This window comes from Lysinibacter sp. HNR (assembly GCF_029760935.1).
Taxonomy (GTDB): Bacteria; Actinomycetota; Actinomycetes; order Actinomycetales; family Microbacteriaceae; genus HNR.
Genome location: NZ_CP121684.1, coordinates 2507920 through 2522780, shown reverse-complemented (window position 1 = coordinate 2522780; position 14861 = coordinate 2507920). Strand labels below are relative to the sequence as shown.

The 14861-nt window shown below is 57.7% G+C and carries 13 protein-coding genes; 4 read left to right on the top strand and 9 right to left on the bottom strand.

What is annotated here, in order from left to right:
• Nucleotides 1-128 precede the first annotated feature (128 nt).
• Genes ribH through ribD form a run of 4 tightly spaced genes read right to left on the bottom strand, consistent with a single transcriptional unit; the run spans nucleotide 129 to nucleotide 3635 of the window.
• Entirely contained in the window at nucleotides 129-599 is a 471-nt protein-coding gene (gene ribH, locus FrondiHNR_RS11500; RefSeq protein ID WP_279352916.1) for a 6,7-dimethyl-8-ribityllumazine synthase, read from the bottom strand.
• Nucleotides 596-1885: a 3,4-dihydroxy-2-butanone-4-phosphate synthase gene (gene ribB / locus FrondiHNR_RS11495; protein ID WP_279352915.1), complete on the bottom strand. Its 1290-nt coding sequence runs from the start codon at nucleotides 1883-1885 to the stop codon at nucleotides 596-598. Before ribB ends, ribH begins: the two co-directional genes overlap by 4 nt.
• 2 nt (nucleotides 1886-1887) lie before the next feature.
• Nucleotides 1888-2535 carry a riboflavin synthase gene (locus tag FrondiHNR_RS11490; protein WP_279352914.1) on the bottom strand — a complete coding sequence of 216 codons (648 nt, stop codon included), beginning with the start codon at nucleotides 2533-2535 and terminating at the stop codon, nucleotides 1888-1890.
• A 17-nt stretch (nucleotides 2536-2552) separates the two neighbouring features.
• On the bottom strand, nucleotides 2553-3635 hold the full coding sequence (gene ribD / locus FrondiHNR_RS11485; protein ID WP_279352912.1) for a bifunctional diaminohydroxyphosphoribosylaminopyrimidine deaminase/5-amino-6-(5-phosphoribosylamino)uracil reductase RibD: 1083 nt from the start codon (nucleotides 3633-3635) through the stop codon (nucleotides 2553-2555).
• A 467-nt stretch (nucleotides 3636-4102) separates the two neighbouring features.
• Between ribD and FrondiHNR_RS11480 the strand changes: the two genes are divergently transcribed.
• Nucleotides 4103-5464 (top strand): MFS transporter, encoded by a 1362-nt coding sequence (locus FrondiHNR_RS11480; protein WP_279352911.1) that lies wholly within the window; start codon nucleotides 4103-4105, stop codon nucleotides 5462-5464.
• 100 nt (nucleotides 5465-5564) lie between these two features.
• Here the strand turns inward: FrondiHNR_RS11480 and FrondiHNR_RS11475 are convergent, their stop codons facing one another.
• Nucleotides 5565-6533 carry a sugar-binding domain-containing protein gene (locus tag FrondiHNR_RS11475; RefSeq protein WP_279352910.1) on the bottom strand — a complete coding sequence of 323 codons (969 nt, stop codon included), beginning with the start codon at nucleotides 6531-6533 and terminating at the stop codon, nucleotides 5565-5567.
• 128 nt (nucleotides 6534-6661) lie between these two features.
• Here FrondiHNR_RS11475 and FrondiHNR_RS11470 point away from each other — a divergent pair, with 128 nt between their 5' ends.
• From FrondiHNR_RS11470 to glpK, 3 genes are all read left to right on the top strand, one after another.
• The gene (locus FrondiHNR_RS11470; protein WP_279352909.1) at nucleotides 6662-8389 is read left to right on the top strand and encodes a glycerol-3-phosphate dehydrogenase/oxidase; all 1728 of its coding nucleotides are present in this window, start codon (nucleotides 6662-6664) and stop codon (nucleotides 8387-8389) included.
• Between the two features lie 135 nt (nucleotides 8390-8524).
• The gene (locus FrondiHNR_RS11465) at nucleotides 8525-9253 is read left to right on the top strand and encodes an MIP/aquaporin family protein (protein WP_279352908.1); all 729 of its coding nucleotides are present in this window, start codon (nucleotides 8525-8527) and stop codon (nucleotides 9251-9253) included.
• A 97-nt stretch (nucleotides 9254-9350) separates the two neighbouring features.
• Nucleotides 9351-10868, top strand: coding sequence for a glycerol kinase GlpK (gene glpK, locus FrondiHNR_RS11460; RefSeq protein WP_279352907.1), 1518 nt, complete (start codon nucleotides 9351-9353; stop codon nucleotides 10866-10868).
• Between the two features lie 161 nt (nucleotides 10869-11029).
• Here glpK and trpS read toward each other — a convergent pair whose 3' ends face one another.
• The 4 genes from trpS to FrondiHNR_RS11440 all read right to left on the bottom strand — a co-directional run bounded on the left by trpS (nucleotide 11030) and on the right by FrondiHNR_RS11440 (nucleotide 14860).
• Complete coding sequence (trpS, locus tag FrondiHNR_RS11455) at nucleotides 11030-12034, bottom strand: tryptophan--tRNA ligase (protein ID WP_279352906.1); 1005 nt, start codon at nucleotides 12032-12034, stop codon at nucleotides 11030-11032.
• A 24-nt stretch (nucleotides 12035-12058) separates the two neighbouring features.
• Nucleotides 12059-12925, bottom strand: coding sequence for an exodeoxyribonuclease III (locus FrondiHNR_RS11450; protein WP_279352905.1), 867 nt, complete (start codon nucleotides 12923-12925; stop codon nucleotides 12059-12061).
• A gap of 115 nt (nucleotides 12926-13040) precedes the next feature.
• Nucleotides 13041-13991: a YihY/virulence factor BrkB family protein gene (locus FrondiHNR_RS11445; protein WP_279352904.1), complete on the bottom strand. Its 951-nt coding sequence runs from the start codon at nucleotides 13989-13991 to the stop codon at nucleotides 13041-13043.
• Between the two features lie 101 nt (nucleotides 13992-14092).
• On the bottom strand, nucleotides 14093-14860 hold the full coding sequence (locus FrondiHNR_RS11440) for a succinate dehydrogenase iron-sulfur subunit (protein WP_279352903.1): 768 nt from the start codon (nucleotides 14858-14860) through the stop codon (nucleotides 14093-14095).
• Nucleotide 14861: the final 1 nt, after the last annotated feature.

Sequence of the window (14861 nt, the reverse complement as noted above, 5' to 3'; positions counted from 1 at the left end):
GGGACTCCTTGAGGAAGGGAAGAGGGCAGCAAGTAGAACACCGGTACCCACTCACTGTAGCGGGGGATCGTGGCGATGCTGCCCGGCTGACATCTCAGGCTACAGGAAAAGGGTACCGGTGTGGAAGGCTATGAGCGGAGTGTGTGCAGCGTGACCGCGGTGCTCACGGCGGCCAGTGCGGCCTCCTCACCCTTGTCTTCGGTGGAGCCCTCAAGCCCCGCCCGGTCAAGCCCCTGCTGCTCATCGTCGAGAGTGAGAACCCCGAACCCGACGGGTTTACCCGTGCTCAGCGCCACCCGGGTAAGCCCGCTTGTGGCGGCGTCTGAAACAAATTCAAAGTGAGGGGTCCCACCCCGAATGATCACGCCGAGTGCAACAACAGCGTCGTAACCGTTGTTGAGAGCCTCCTGAGACACAACGGGAAGCTCAAAGCTTCCCGGAACCCGGATGATGTCGTACCGAGCACCGGTGCGGGTGAGGGCTCGCTCGGCACCCGCTATCAGGCCGTCTGAAATAACCGTGTGCCACCTCCCCGCGACGATTGCAACCCGGATTCCCCTTGCATCAACGTTAGTATCTGGTGTTCCTGCGCCGCTCATAGTGAGTGCTGTCCTTTCTCTGAAGAGGGAGTGGTAACTTCCGACCCGTGCAGTAGCGAACCGGGAGGAAGGTTATGCCCCATCTTGTCTCGTTTGGTTTGAAGGTATGAATCGTTATTGCTGTCTACCCCGACGATGAGGGGGACAAGCTCCGTGACGACCACCCCGTGGTTTGTGAGCTGCGCCGCTTTGTCCGGGTTATTGCTCAGCAGTCGCACCTCGGTCAGCCCCAGGTCGCGGATGATGTCGGCGGCTCCTCCGTAATCGCGGGCGTCCCCTGGGAATCCGAGAGCGAGGTTGGCATCAAGGGTGTCGAGTCCCTGCTCCTGAAGGCTATATGCCCGCAGTTTATTGGCGAGACCGATGCCCCTTCCCTCCTGTCCGCGAAGGTAGATCACCACACCACCGTGCTCTGCGATGTGATCGAGGGCTGCGTTCAGCTGTGGTCCGCACTCGCACTTGAGAGAACCAAAGGCCTCACCCGTGAGACACTCGGAGTGAATGCGCACCAGGGAATTATTAGGCACTGTTTCTCCCGAGATGAGGGCCACGTGGTCGATGCCGGTCTGACGATCACGATAGGCCCGCATCCGCAGGGGTCCGTGGACGGTGGGAACCGTTGTCTCGGCCCGCACGCTTACCCGGCGACGAACCTCGGCGCTGACCCCGGGCTCACCGTCGCGAGTGCGCAGGTACCGGATGAACTGCTCAATAGTAATGACGGGGACACCGTCGCGTGCTCCTAGCTCGATTAGGCTGGGGAGGCGCATCATCTCGCCGCTATCCTCAACGATCTCACAGATCGCAGCCACCGGTGTGAGTCCTGCAAGTTGCATGAGCTCAACCGCGGCCTCGGTGTGGCCGTTGCGCTCGCGGACGCCGCCCTCCACCGCCCGAAGCGGAACAATGTGTCCCGGGCGATTGAGGCTGCGGGGAGTCGATTGGGGATCGGCAAGAACCCGGAGGGTGTGAGCGCGATCAGCCGCACTGATGCCGGTTGTGACGTTGTCAGCGGCATCCACGGTGACGGTGTAGGCGGTTCCGCGGACATCCTCGTTGTGAGCGACCATGACCGGGAGTTCAAGCTTGTCGGCGATTTCGTTGGTCATGGGTGCGCAGATGAAGCCGGACGAGTGTCTGACCGTCCATGCGATCCACTCCGGCGATGCAAGCTCAGCGGAGAGTACAACGTCTCCTTCGTTCTCACGGTTCTCGTCATCCGCAACAATGACCGGGCGGCCTGCGCGGAGGGCCTCAAGTGCGTCTTCAATGGGGGAAAGTGTCATGGTTAGGAGTCTTTCTGGGGCGGGGTGGTGGATGAAAAAGCTGATGCACGCACAATGTGGCGGGCAAGGATATCGGTTTCAACGTTGACGAAGTCTCCCACGCGCACGTCTCCGAGGGTGGTGACGCTGAGAGTTTCGGGAATCAGGGAAACCTCAAACCACTGCTCAGATTTTTCGATTTCTGAGATGGGTGCGGGTGATACCGCACTCACGGTAAGGGAAACACCGTCGACGGTAATTGAACCCTTGTCAACCACGAGTGGTGCAAGCCCGCCGGGCAGCGAGAAGCGCACCACGCGCCACGCATCGGCTTCGGTCAGGGAAAGAACCTGCGCGGTGCCGTCGATGTGCCCCTGCACGATGTGCCCGCCCAGCCGATCGCCCACCTGTGCGGCCCTTTCCAAGTTCACTGCGGTTCCGGGAACAAAGGTTCCTAGCGTGGTCATTGCGAGGGTTTGAGCCATGACATCAGCTGTAAAATGTTCACTGTTGAACTTTACGGCGGTGAGACAAACCCCGCTCACCGAGATCGAGTCGCCATGCTGAATACCCTCTAGCGCGCGTGATCCTGCTATCGTCAGGCGCATGGAGTCACCGTTTTCTTCTGTGGCTATAACACTGCCTTTTTCTTCGACAAGTCCGGTAAACACTGGATTTTCTCCTTGATTTATATAGCGGTTTTGGACACAACGGTGATGAGAGTGTCCTCACCGAGTGTTGTGATGCTGAGGGGTCTGAGTGGCTGGGCATCCGTGATTGTTGAGATTCCCACATCGGTAATTGCTGTTCGGCTTCCCCCCAGTATGACGGGGGCAATGTAGGCGTGTACTTCGTCTACCAGCCCTTGTTTAAGGAAAGAGCTGGCTAGCTTTGGGCCGCCCTCAATATAGAGAGAACGAATATTGTGCGAGGCTAGGTCGGCGAGCATCGCTCGGAGGTCATGTCCATCATAGAAGAGAGGCGTCTGGGGGTGTTCCCAGATGGCGGCGGCGGCGGGGATGGCTCGTGTGCCAACAACAACCGGAACCGGTTGTTTATCGTAGAGGCTTCCATCGGGTCGACGCGCGGTGAGCGAGGGATTGTCGGCCAGGGCTGTGCCGGTCCCCACCACAATGGCATCGGCGTGGCTGCGCTGCCGGTGCACGTGTGCCCGCGCCTCGGGTCCGGTGATCCACCTGCTTGTTCCGTCTGCGGCTGCCGCGCGCCCGTCTAGGCTGGATGCCCACTTGAGAATCACGTAGGGCAAGCCCGTTGCCTGGAAGCTGAGCCAGGAACGCATGAACACGCGAACGGTATCCTCAAGTATTCCGCCTTCGGCATCTATTCCCGCCTCTTTCAGGCGATCAGCGCCACCGCCAGACTCGTGTCCGGGGTCGGAGACCGCGTATCGTACCGCCCCGATACCCGCCCTGGTGAGCGCCAGGGTGCACGGCTGGGCGAGTCCTACATGATTGCAGGGCTCGAGGGTGACAACCGCTGTGAGGCCGGCAGCGGCCGGATTGGGTCCGGAGGATCCGTCGGTAGCAACGTATTCGAGGGGAAGATTGTCCAGGGCCATGACCTCGGCGTGCGGGGTTCCCGCTCCCTCGTGCCATCCCTCCGCCACCGTGGTTCCGTGCTCATTAAGAATGACGCAGCCAACCTGGGGGTTCTTATTGTAGGCGGGGCCACGCTGGGCAAGGTCGATAGCCCTGGACATGGCCGCCTCAATGGTGTGCGGGGGGAGGGGGGCGTTGGGCGTGGGTGTCATGTATCCGGTCCTCAAAGATTGGGTTTTCCGGGTGCGCCACGCACGCTTATTGTTTTGCGTACGGATGCTTCCTTCCATCCGGACTAGTTCAGTGTTGCGGCCAAGCCGTCACAAAAAACATCACCGTCGGTTTCGGAATTTCACCGAATCAACCGGGAAAATCCGTGTTGTTTTTCTACATTTATGAGGGAAAGCAACACGGTTTATCCACGGGTCGCGGACTATTACCGCCGGTTCGGATTCTCACCGACCCCGGAGCATTTCTGGTTCTATTCTAAGACCAACCGCCGGACCCCGTATCTTATTCCTGCAATGTTTCTTAGTGCGTTCCCGCGGTTGCATTGCCTGGGGTCCCGGGGCACGTTTCAATCGCTCGGAATGTTTCTCCTACTGTGCATGTCTCGGTTGTGACTTTATTGTTAAGGTGAGTGTTCAGGACGAGGGAGAGCGGTGGTGAGGCGGGTACTGTGTTTCGATCTCTGAGGAGCATAAACTATCGCATTTGGTTTGCTGGTGCTCTGGTGTCAAACATCGGGACCTGGATGCAGAGGACCGCGCAGGACTGGATTGTTCTCACGCAGCTCACAGACCACAATGCGGCCGCTATGGGAATCGTGATGTCTCTGCAGTTTGGCCCGCAGCTGATTCTGATGCCCTGGTCGGGTTTGATTGCTGATCGTTACAATCGGCGCAGGCTCTTGATTTTGACCCAGACCCTCATGGGTGCTCTTGCCCTCGGACTCGGCCTGATTACCGTGCTGGGAACTGTTCAGCTGTGGCACGTTTACCTTTTTGCGCTGGGTCTCGGTGTGGTTGCTGCAATTGATTCGCCAGCGCGGCAAACATTTGTCAGTGAGCTGGTGACGTACGATAACCTGCCCAATGCGGTGGCGCTCAACTCGGTATCTTTTAACAGCGCGCGTCTGGTGGGGCCCGCTGTGGCGGGGGTCATGACGGCCGTGGTGGGGGCAGGGTGGGTATTCTTGATTAACTCAGCCACGTTTGTCCTGACGGTGGGTGCGATGCTGCTGTTGAGAAAGTCGCTGCTTCAGAAGCAGCCGCGAGCATCGCGTAAAAAAGGTCAGGTGGTGGCAGGCTTCCGATACGTGTGGGGGCGGCCCGATATTGTGGTTGTACTCATTACCGTTTTTCTTGTGGGAACCTTTGGTTTGAACTTCGCAATCTTTACGGCGACCATGGCGACGGTTGAGTTTGGGCAGGGCGCGGGAGAGTTTGGTGCCCTGAGCTCAATCATGGCGGTGGGTTCTCTTGTGGGGGCGCTTCTTGTTGCGCGCAGGAATCATCCCCGGATGCAAACCGTGCTCATGGGTTCTGTTGCGTTTGGAGTAACGTGTACGATCGCGGCGTTGATGCCCACATATATCTTTTTTGGAATATCTTTAGCGCTGGTTGGTTTTTCCTCGCTCACGCTCATGACAACCGCAAACGCCTACGTTCAAAGTACGGCAGAACCGGCCATGCGCGGAAGGGTCATGGCCCTGTACATGGCTATTTTTGCGGGTGGGACGCCTATCGGGGCGCCCCTGGTGGGATGGGTTGCAGATGAGTTTGGTCCGCGGTGGTCTCTGGGTGTAGCGGCCCTGTCCGGGATACTTGCTGCCACCGTGATCCTGTTCTGGCTGGTGAGGTATCGTTCGCTCAGGATTGTCCGCAAGAGTGGTCGGGGGTTGAGGCTAGGCCTTACCTACAAGGGGGATTTACAGCCTATTGAGCGTGTGCGCGCGTCTTCGGAGGAGCACGCTTTGCAACAGGACATCGAAACGGCAACTCGTGAAATTGCAATCGTCGAGGCGACGACTCCTCGCTGAGGCAGAGCAACTTCGTATCGAGACACCGGTCGAATTTGTGCCCTGGCGACAACTTTGCGCCGGAGCAACGACCCTGCGGGTTGGCTCTGAGAGCCCCGGACTACGCGTCAACGAGTGCCCGCGCGCTCTCCTCGTCTATGATCAGGTCAGAGACAAAATTGCCCGCTATTGCCCCCCTGAGGCTGGGAACTTTGGTTATGCCAGAGCACACGCATACCCGACAGGGCACGGCGCGTAAGACGTCTAGTCCCGGTCCGGAAGCTCTGGCGTTGAGCGGTATGTCGGCCCAGCTGCCGTCGGCTCGATAGAAAACAGTGAGAACGTCTCCCACCACGTTTTGGGTGTTGAGGGACTGAAAATCTTCGCGGTCCAGGTAGCCGCCGCTATAAACGTGACTGGGAATAGACGCTCGAGGAGAACCCACACTGAAGATCGCAACGTCGAGATTGTTTTGCTCACGAACGATGCGATTTACACTGCGTTCGGTCCAGAGAGCTTCTTTTGTGAGCGGATTATCAAAAAAGGCCGGAACCGTAAACTGCAAAATATCGGCGGTGAAGGCCTCTCCAAAACGCCGAAGAATTTCATTAACGTAGAGAACCCCGGTGGTGCGGGAGTTTGCGGCCCCGTTGAGCTGGACAATCTGGGTGTTGCGGGTCGGGTGTGGGGAGAGGTTGCGGGCTACCGCGCTCATGGTGGCGCCCCAGGCCACACCAACCGACATATTAGAGTCGATGTAATCGGGAAGAACTCGTGCCGCGGCCAGCGCCACTCGCTCAAGGCGGTCTGTCTCGTTGGTGTGTTCCGGTGTTGCAACAACCGTGGCTCGGATGTTAAAGCGGGAGTGAAGTTCCTTTTCAAGCAGTGAGGGGGCCACAGAGGGTGGATGAACCGTGATCTCAACCAGCCCCTCTTCCCTGGCGTAAGAGAGTAGTCGCGAAACGGAGGAGCGAGACATTCCCAATTCGACGGCAATCGCCTGCATGGTGCGGTTTTCGAGATAGTACAGGGTCGCCGCGGTGATCGCGGTGCGCACTTTTACGTTGTTTTCTGGGTCGTAGGTGGTCATTTTTCCCTCACTTCTGCACATATGTTCATCAATTATGAGCGTAGCGTTCATAGAGTAGATACTGGAAAATAATTGAGAAGACACGCCGTAGTTTCTCATGTCGTTTGTTATTTTGAAGGAACATTGTTGTGGCCCCACAGTCGGAATCAAATGTGAACCCCGCCCCCGACCTGCGTAACTCGCTTCGCGCGATTGCCGAAAAACCCTTTGCCCAGGTGGTCATTATTGGTGGGGGAATCAACGGAATCGCCACATTCCGTGACTTGTCTCTGCAGGGTGTAGAGGTTGTTCTGGTAGAGCGGGGAGACTGGTGCTCAGGGGCATCCTCCGCGTCGAGCCACATGATTCACGGGGGTATTCGCTACCTGGAAAACGGCGAGTTTCGTCTCGTTCGCGAGTCCGTGCAGGAGCGTAACGGCCTCATTAAGATTGCTCCCCACTACGTGAAACCGTTACCCACCACGGTACCTATTTTCTCCACCTTTTCGGGGATTCTCAGCGCCCCGCTGCGTTTTCTGACCCACAAACAGGGCACCCCCAAGGAGCGCGGTGCGTTCCTCATTAAGGTGGGTCTGGTACTGTATGATTTCTTTTCGCGTGACGGCGGTTCTGTTCCCCGTCATAAGTTTATGGGTCGCACAAAGAGCCTGCGCGCGCTACCGCAGCTTAATAAAGATCTTAAATACACTGCCACCTATTTTGACGCCTCCATGCACAACCCGGAGCGCTTGGCGCTCGACGTGCTCATGGACGGTCTTGCAACCGGACCGCATGCTCGAGCATCCAACTATCTTGAGGCCGTAGGGCTCACCGAGGAGGGGGTTGTCGTGCGCGACACCCAAACCGGTCACGAGTTCACCATCGCGGCCGAGACGGTGGTAAACACGAGCGGTCCCTGGACCGACCTCACAAACGAGGCGCTGGGGGCCTCCACCCACTTCATGGGGGGCACCAAGGGCTCACACATCGTGCTCGAAAACGACGAGCTCTTAGCGGCGACCGGTGGCCGCGAGATCTTCTTCGAGCACAGTGATGGACGTATTGTGTTGATCTACCCGCTCAAGGGTCGAGTTATGGTGGGCACAACAGATATCGATGCTGATCCCAGCGAACCGAGCGTGTGCACCGAGGAAGAGATCGACTATTTCTTTGATCTCGTGAAGCACGTTTTCCCCACCATCGCGGTGGATCGCGACCAGATTGTGTACCGTTTCTCCGGCATACGCCCGCTGCCCCGGCACGACGACACCCAGCCGGGATTTGTGTCTCGCGATTATCGCATCGAAGAACGCGCGGATAAAGGCCACACCGTAATGAGCCTGGTGGGTGGAAAATGGACCACCTTCCGCGCCCTGGCCGAACACTTGAGTACCGAGGTGCTCAAGTCGCTTGGTCTCACACGAACGGTGAGCACGGCTGGTCTGGCGATTGGCGGTGGTCGTGGTTTTCCGCGCACCGAAACCGAACGGGCCGGATGGGTTGCCCGCCATCGTGAGGGTCTGAGTCTCGCGCGAGCCGACCAGCTTCTTACTCGCTACGGCACCCGGGCCACCGCCCTCATTGCGTATCTTGAAGAACACGGTGACGATGCGCTGGCGCACGCGCCACACTATGGCAGGCAAGAAATTGAGTACATCATTACGACGGAACAGGTTGTGCGTGTTCTTGATGTGATTATGCGTCGCACCGATCTGGCCTTTACCGGCAGCGTTACCGAAGGAACAATCGAGGAGATCGCGGGCATTCTTGAGGGACTTCACGGGTGGTCTTCCGAAAAGACGTCTGCCGAAGTCGCCGAGGCTCACGAGGTTCTTACCGGAATTCACGGTATGAAACTGGGTGGGGGTGAGCGGTAAGAAGAACCCGTTACACAGGAATTTCTCGCCCAGTGCGTTGCCATCTAGTCGCAGAAGATTAGTATTAGGCGTAGGAAAGCAATCATAATAATTTTTGGTAACACTAATCAAAATCCGTGAAAGGTCAAAGTAGATATGAATGATTTAGCCACAATATTTCTCTCCGAGACGGTGGGAACAGCCATGCTTCTCTTACTTGGTGGGGGCGTTGTTGCTAACGTGATTCTCGCCAAGACAAAGGGTTTTAGTGGGGGTTGGTTGCTCATTAGCTTTGGCTGGGGCCTCGCGGTTTTTGCCGGTGTGACGGTGTCCTACGCATCGGGTGCTCAACTGAACCCCGCGGTAACGATTGCACAGTTATCGCTGGGAAACATTGATTTTGTCACGGCCCTTGTCTATTGGGCAGCCCAAATGGTGGGAGCCATGCTCGGTGCCACCCTGATGTATTTGTCGTACAAACAGCACTTTGATGCGGAGGGTGACCCCGCAACAAAACTAGCGGTGTTTTCAACCGGTCCGGCGATCCGCAGCTACGGCTGGAACCTGATAACCGAGATCATCGGAACGTTTGTCCTGGTATTTGTTATCCTCGCGTTCACCCGGGGCGGAACCCCCGCAGAGCTTGGTGCGATCCCGGTCGCCTTCCTGGTTGTGGCAATTGGTGCCTCGCTCGGTGGACCAACCGGTTATGCGATCAACCCAGCCCGTGACCTGGGACCCCGAATCATGCACGCCCTCCTGCCGATCAAGGGCAAGGGAACGAGCGATTGGAGCTACGCTTGGGTGCCGGTTGTTGGCCCCCTCGTGGGAGGTGTTATTGCAGCCTACGCGTCTAACCTTCTCCTGCCCCTGGCCATTCTCTAGGGCGATCATTACTCATTAAAGCCGCTAGAAACCTCGGGGTTTTCTCACATTTTGTGTGCCAGCAAGCCCCGGGTAAAAGAACTAAGGAGTTCTCCTCATGAATGAAAAATACATCCTTGCAATCGATCAGGGAACAACATCATCCCGGGCAATAATTTTTGATCACGGCGGGTCGATTATCTCTACGGGCCAGCTCGAACACGATCAGATCTTCCCGCAGGCGGGATGGGTCGAACACGACGCGGTGCAGATCTGGGATAACACGCGCGAGGTCATCGGCCAGGCGCTTTCCAAGGCCAACCTCACGAGGCACAGCATCGCGGCGATTGGTATCACCAACCAGCGGGAAACCGCTGTGGTGTGGGACAAAAATACGGGTCAGCCGATCTATAACGCTATCGTGTGGCAGGACACGCGAACCCAATCAATAGTTGATCGGCTAGCGGGAGAGGGCGGGGTGGAGCGCTTTAAGAAAAAGGTTGGTCTTCCGCTCGCAACATATTTCTCGGGAACCAAAATCGTGTGGATACTCGAAAACGTAGAGGGTGCCCGCGAGAAGGCCGAGGCGGGAGATCTGCTTTTTGGTACCACCGATACCTGGGTGCTCTGGAACCTCACCGGCGGAACCCAGGGGGGTGTACACGTCACCGACGTGACCAACGCGTCCCGTACCCTCTTCATGGACCTCGAAACCCTGGAGTGGGACGATACGATCCTTGCGGCCTTTGACGTTCCCAAGTCGATGCTCCCCGAGATCAAGAGTTCATCCGAAGTGTACGGCTATGCGAGTGAGAACTCGCTGCTGCGAGAGGTTCCCGTTGCCGGAATTTTGGGCGATCAGCAGGCCGCCACCTTCGGTCAGGCTGCCTTTGAGGCCGGTGAGGCAAAAAACACCTACGGAACCGGCAACTTCCTCATCTTCAACACGGGTGAAGAGATTATCCATTCGGAGAACGGGTTGCTCACCACCCTGGGATACAAGCTCGGAAACGACAAACCGCACTACGCTTTGGAAGGTTCGATCGCGGTAACGGGTTCTCTTATTCAGTGGCTCCGTGACAACGTGGGTATGATCTCATCCTCTCCCGAGGTTGAGGAACTGGCCGCAACCGTTGAGGATAACGGAGGCGCCTACTTTGTTCCGGCGTTTTCGGGACTGTTTGCCCCCTATTGGCGTCCCGACGCTCGAGGCGCGCTTGTGGGGTTGACCCGATTTGTGAACAAGGGCCACATTGCCCGTGCTGCGCTGGAGTCCACCGCTTATCAGAGCACCGAGGTTCTCGACGCTGTAAACGCTGATGCCGGGGTTCCGCTCACCGAGCTTAAGGTCGACGGTGGAATGACCGCTAACGACACCCTGATGCAGTTCCAGGCGGACATGCTTCGGGTTCCCGTTGTGCGCCCCGTTGTTGCGGAGACCACTGCGCTAGGCGCCGCTTACGCGGCGGGACTTGCGGTGGGCTTCTGGGCGGGTCTTGATGACCTGCGGGGTAACTGGCAGGAGGACAAGCGCTGGGAGCCACGCCTCGACCAGGCCGAGCGTGACCGTCTCTACCGCAACTGGAAAAAAGCGGTGACAAAGACCCTCGAGTGGGTGGACGAGGACGTTGTCTAGATCCTGAGCTACAACACGGAGCGGGTTTTCGTGCAAACAGCCGTTTTGCACGAAAACCCGCTCTTGCGTTAAAGCGCGGGGCACTGGGAGTCGCGCTGTGGGCCGCGCAAGCCTGACCGCAAGTCTTGTCGACCCCGGCAACGCCCCCTCGAGGAGGTCTCTTATCTGCGCAGGAGACCGACCCTGTCGTAGACCGTGTTAAGCGTCTGGTTGGCGGTTGCGTTTGCCCTCTCAGCGGCGGTAAACAGGATGCGGTCCAGCTCCGCCGGGTCATCAAGCAGTTCGTTCGTGCGGTTACGAATGGGCGTAAACGTTTCGGCTACGATCTCGGCCAGGGCCTTTTTGAAATCACCGTATCCCCTGCCTGCAAACTCATTCTGCACGGACTCAACGCTGCGATGCGAGAGAACTGCAAAGATCGTGAGGAGGTTGGAGACTCCCGGCTTGTTCTCTCGATCAAAGCGGATTTCCCCGTCAGCGTCTGTCACCGCCCGCATAATTTTTTTGGTGGTGACCGCGGGGTCATCCAGGATACTGAGCAGGCCGGCCTCCGAGGCGGCAGATTTTGACATCTTGCTTTCCGGATCCTGGAGATCGTAGATCTTGGCTGTTTCTTTTTGGATCTGGGGGGTGGGTATGGTGAACGTGTGACCGTAGCGGGAGTTAAAGCGCTCCGCTAGGTTTCGGGTGAGCTCAACGTGCTGGCGCTGATCCTCGCCCACGGGAACCGTGTTTGCCTGGTAGAGCAGGATGTCTGCCGCCATCAACATGGGATAGGTGAAGAGACCCACCGACGATTTGTCAGAACCGTGACGCTGGGACTTGTCTTTAAACTGCGTCATCCTCCCCGCTTCGCCGAAGCCGGTGATGGTGTTTAAAACCCAGGCGAGTTCTGTGTGCGCGGGAACGTGCGATTGGACAAAAAGTGTGGACTTTTCCGGGTCGATTCCCGCCGCGATGTACTGTGCCGCCGTGAGTCTGGTGCGGGCGGCAAGCTCCGCCGGATCCTGTGGCACCGTGATGGCGTGCAGGTTGACCACGCAGAAGTAGGCGTCGAAGGTCTCTTGCATTTCCACCCACTGGGTCAGAGCCCCAATGTAGTTGCCAATGTGTAGCGAACCGCTGGAGGGTTGCATGCCGGAAAAAATAATGGGCTTGTTGCTCATGAGTGACGGAGTTCTTTCGGGGGTTTAGATGTTGTAGTCGACAATAACGGGGGCGTGGTCGCTCCACCGGGTGTCATAAGATTCTGCTCGGTCAACCTCGTAACCAATAACCAGATCGGCAAGCGATGGGGTGGCAACCTGATAGTCGATGCGCCAACCCGTGTCGTTGTCAAACGCTTGGCCGCGCCAGGACCACCAGGTGTAGGGTCCGTCGACTTCGCCAGCAAATTGGCGGCCGACATCAACCCAGCCCAGGCCGGGTGCGACACTCTCGTCGGCCCCAACAACCTCTGCGCCGAGAGGGCCAAAAAATCGATCGAAGTAGGCGCGTTCGCGCGGGAGAAAACCTGATCGTTTGACGTTACCGCGCCAGTTTTTAATGTCTAGTTCGCGATGACCAACGTTAAGGTCGCCGACAATAACGGCGAGTTCGCGCTCGTGTGCCATCTGGGGGAGGCGGTGCGTCATCGCGTCGAGAAAAAGCCACTTGGCCTCCTGCTTGGGAGTGTCCACCTCTCCCGAGTGCACGTAGGTGCTCACCACCGTGATGGTTTTGCCGTTAATCTCAAAGTCGGCCTCGAGCCACCGACCCGAGCTATCAACATAGTCTGGAGCTTCCGTATCGCCGCCGCCCAGGGTGGTGCGGTGTGCGAGTGCGGGCATCCTGCTGGCGATGGCAACTCCGGCACGTCCCTTGGTGTGGCAGGGATCGTGCAGGATGTGCCACTCGTCACCCATGAGTCCCTGAATGTCTTCAGTAGATGCGCGAACCTCTTGGATAGCGAGAATATCGATGTTGCGACCTGCCAGCCACTCCGCCATGCCTTTGCGATAGGCGGCTCGAATACCATTGGTGTTAATCGACGCGATTCTCAGGGGTGAAGAGGCCATTCCACAAGTCTATAGTGTGCTGCTGCTCGGTGAGGTGGCAAGTCTTCATCGCAAGGATCATAGTTTCCTAGCGGGGGCTTTTCCGCCTGCTCACGCGGGACGCGTGTCATCGTGCCTATGCGAACAGGGTGCGTTCATCGTGCTCATCCTCGCCTTCGTTGGCAGGCACAGAACCAAAACGATCCTCAGACTCGATTGCGATCCAGGCGGCTCCCAGAAGAATGACACGACAGATCAGATTAAACCAGATGAGTAATCCGATAAATGTGGCAAACGAGGCGAGAAGGGGGTTGCCGTTGGCACCCGCTAGAAGCTGAGACCCGAGCAATTTCATACCGGAGAGAACAGCAGCAACCACGAGTGCAACCCGAAAGAGAATTTTTCCGTTGACGGCCACCCCCGAGAGTATTCTGTAGGTTGCGGCCAGTACGAGGGTGTCAAAAATAAACATGATTGCCAGGGCGACGGCACGGGTGGCACCCCCGACAAACCACGAGTCGCTCTCAACCCCCACATACATCAGGGTGTCCCGCAGGAGGGTGCTGCTCACAACCGTCAGACCAACCGAAACGAGAATTGCAATCGCCAGTATCGCGGCGAGAGCAAAATCGCGAACCTTCATGAGGATGTTGTTGTCGGGTTTCCACGGTACCCCAAACATGCGGCGAATTGCCTCGCGCGCGGTTGCGAGCCAACCCACCGCCACAAAGAGCAGGGAGACCGCCGCGATAGCACCCGTCCACCCCAGGATTTGCGCCTCGAGGAGCGAGCCGAGGTCAACGGCACCGTTCGGGCCGATAAGGCCGGGGATGCGCTGATTGATCCAGGTGATGACACCGGTCTGGAGGTCTTTGTTTTGCTGCAAAAACAGCCCAAACGTGGCGAATCCAACCCAGAGTGCGGCAAAGATTGCAAAGATCGCCTTAAAAGACATTCCAGCGGCGAGAAGGTTGCCCCCGTTGGCTGTAAAGCGCAGGAGTACTCGTGTGATCCGTAAAGTTCGTACCCACGCGCTGACGCGTGTTACTAGCGACTTGGTTTGGGCGACTTTCTCTCTGTATCCCACGTCACCAGATTAGTACCGGCTCGGTGAGGTTGTCACGGGCGTCGAGCCAGTCCCGTTCACCTCGTCGGGATTGTACGGGTGTGGGGTGCCTCAATCGTTGGTTATGGCTTCCCGCGCAGGATGGCCTGTTTGACCTCGGCGATGGCCTTGGTTACCTGAATTCCTCGTGGGCACGCATCGGTGCAGTTGAAGGTGGTGCGGCAGCGCCACACACCCTCCCTATCGTTGAGGATATCGAGGCGGACCTGGGCATTATCATCGCGCGAGTCAAAGATAAACCGGTGCGCGTTGACGATAGCGGCGGGCCCAAAGTACTGGCCGTCGGTCCAAAACACGGGACAGCTTGAGGTGCACGCCGCGCAGAGGATGCACTTGGTGGTGTCGTCAAAGCGCTCACGATCGGCGATGGATTGAATTCGTTCTTTGTCGCCGTTGCTCGGTGCGGAATTAGCCATCAGGAACGGCTGTACCTCACGATATGACGCAAAGAAAGGTTCCATATCAACGATGAGGTCTTTTTCAAGCGGCAGACCCTTGATTGCCTCCACGTAGATGGGCTTTGTGATATCGAGATCTTTGATGAGCGTTTTGCAGGCGAGACGGTTGCGTCCGTTAATACGCATGGCGTCCGATCCACAGATACCGTGGGCACAGGAGCGACGGAACGTGAGGGAGCCGTCTTGCTCCCACTTGATCTGGTGCAGGGCGTCCAGGATGCGGTCCGTGGGGTACATCTGAACATCAAAATCTTGCCAGCGTGGTTCCTCGTCTTTTTCCGGGTCAAAGCGCCTCACGATGAGGGTCACGGTGAATGATTCGTGGGCTTCGGGGGTGGCGGGTGTGGTTGCCTCGGCGATTGCGGCACTCATC

Excerpts from the sequence above, each read along its gene's own strand:
- ribH (WP_279352916.1), bottom strand. The coding sequence starts at position 599 with ATGAGCGGCGCAGGAACACCAGATACTAACGTTGATGCAAGGGGAATC.
- ribB (WP_279352915.1), bottom strand. The coding sequence starts at position 1,885 with ATGACACTTTCCCCCATTGAAGACGCACTTGAGGCCCTCCGCGCAGGC.
- ribD (WP_279352912.1), bottom strand. The coding sequence starts at position 3,635 with ATGACACCCACGCCCAACGCCCCCCTCCCCCCGCACACCATTGAGGCG.
- FrondiHNR_RS11475 (WP_279352910.1), bottom strand. The coding sequence starts at position 6,533 with ATGACCACCTACGACCCAGAAAACAACGTAAAAGTGCGCACCGCGATC.
- FrondiHNR_RS11465 (WP_279352908.1), top strand. The coding sequence starts at position 8,525 with ATGAATGATTTAGCCACAATATTTCTCTCCGAGACGGTGGGAACAGCC.
- glpK (WP_279352907.1), top strand. The coding sequence starts at position 9,351 with ATGAATGAAAAATACATCCTTGCAATCGATCAGGGAACAACATCATCC.
- trpS (WP_279352906.1), bottom strand. The coding sequence starts at position 12,034 with ATGAGCAACAAGCCCATTATTTTTTCCGGCATGCAACCCTCCAGCGGT.
- FrondiHNR_RS11450 (WP_279352905.1), bottom strand. The coding sequence starts at position 12,925 with ATGGCCTCTTCACCCCTGAGAATCGCGTCGATTAACACCAATGGTATT.
- FrondiHNR_RS11440 (WP_279352903.1), bottom strand. The coding sequence starts at position 14,860 with ATGAGTGCCGCAATCGCCGAGGCAACCACACCCGCCACCCCCGAAGCC.